Annotated in this window: 1 protein-coding gene; it reads left to right on the plus strand. The window is 68.6% G+C overall.

Annotated elements, in window-relative coordinates:
* The first annotated feature begins 133 nt into the window (after positions 1–133).
* The gene (locus tag ACIBGM_RS45250; protein ID WP_396389124.1) at positions 134–1558 is read left to right on the plus strand and encodes an IS1380 family transposase; all 1425 of its coding nucleotides are present in this window, start codon (positions 134–136) and stop codon (positions 1556–1558) included.
* Positions 1559–1705: the final 147 nt, after the last annotated feature.

The following is a 1705-nucleotide window of genomic DNA, read 5'->3' on the forward strand; positions in this document are numbered from 1 at the left end:
AGCCTGGATCCACCGATGGTTTGAGGTGAGTTGGGTGGGGTGTGCGTGCCGTAACGCGAGGATGCCCTTGCGGGCTGGGAGATTGGGACTTGTCTAGGGTTCCAGATCGCCGAGCACGAAGGGCATCCGTCGAGTGCAACTGTCTCACAGGCCGCGGGCCGTTCGCGCGACGTTCGATGATCCGAATCTGGTGTCGTCGGCTGGTCTGGTTCCGGGGATGGCGTTGGCGGAGTCGGCAAGGCTGCGGGAGCTTGCCGATGAGTGGTTAAGTGTGCCGACGGACAAGGGCGCGAATGCGGGACTGAAGGTCGCCTCGCTGGTCGCGGGGATGGTGGCCGGCGCGGACTCCATCGACGATATGGCGCAGCTTCGGCACGGCGGAATGGGCCGGGTGTTCGGCCGCGCCTACGCGCCGTCGACGCTGGGATCGTTCCTGCGCAGTTTCACCTTCGGCCACGTCCGCCAGCTCGACGCGGTCGCGTCGCGGTTCCTGACCGGGCTGGCCGACCGGACACCGCTGGTCGGCCAGGCCGGCGCGGCCGGTGATGGTGAGTTCGTGCTGGTCGATGTCGATGACACGATCGTCGAGGTGCACGGCTATGCCAAGCAGGGCGCGGGGTTCGGGTACTCCGGGGTGCGTGGCCTGAACGCGCTGCTGGCCACGGTCACCACTGCCGGCACCGCGCCGGTGATCGTGGCGCAGCGGCTGCGGAAGGGATCGTGCGGCTCGCCGCGCGGCGCCAAACGCCTGGTCACCGACGCGTTGAAGACCGCGCGCGGGCTGCGTGGAGTATCACCCGGCGGGCTGCTGGTGCGGGCCGACTCGGCGTTCTACGGACGCGGCCTGGTGCTGGCCGCGGTCCGCGCCGGCGCCGAGGTCTCGGTCACCGTCCGCCTCGACAAGCGGATCAAGGCCACGATCGCCACCATCGCAGACGACGCCTGGACGCCGATCGAGTACACCGACGCGATCTACGACGAACCCACCGGCCAATGGGTCTCCCGCGCCGAGGTCGCCGAGATCCCGTTCACCGCGTTCGCCTCCCGGGCCAAGAAAGAGCGGGTGCCGGGCCGGCTTGTGGTCCGCCGGATCCCGGACCTCAACACCGGCAAGAACAAGACGGCCGGGCAGCAGGACGCGCTGTTCGACGTGTGGCGGTTCCACGCCTTCTTCACCACCGTCGGCACCGAGGCGATGGACACCATCACCGTCGACAAGATTCACCGCGGGCACGCGATCATCGAACAAGTCAACGCCGACCTGAAGGACTCAGCGCTGGCGCACCTGCCGTCCGGGGTGTTCGCCGCGAACGCCGCCTGGCTGGTGCTCGCGGTGATGGCGTTCAATCTCACCCGCGCCGCCGCCACACTCACCGGCACCGAACTCGCCAAGTCCACCACCGGCACCATCCGCCGCAAACTCATCAACATCGCTGCCCGGATCGCATCGTCGGCCCGCCGCATCACCCTCCACCTACCGCTCGGCTGGCCCTGGCAACACCACTGGACCGCGCTGTTCAGCCAAGTCTGCGGACCACCCACCACCGCCACGCCCTGACCACCACGCCGAACCACGGCCCGCCCAGACAAACCCCAGTGGAACACCCCCGCAGCGAGGCGGGACACCCCACCACGCCCACATAGCCCAGCACCAAGCCAATCCGGAATCACCGCCTCACGCCAAGCCGATCGGTGGATCGAGGCT

The sequence above is a fragment of the Kribbella sp. NPDC050470 genome, assembly GCF_044458365.1.
GTDB lineage: Bacteria > Actinomycetota > Actinomycetes > Propionibacteriales > Kribbellaceae > Kribbella.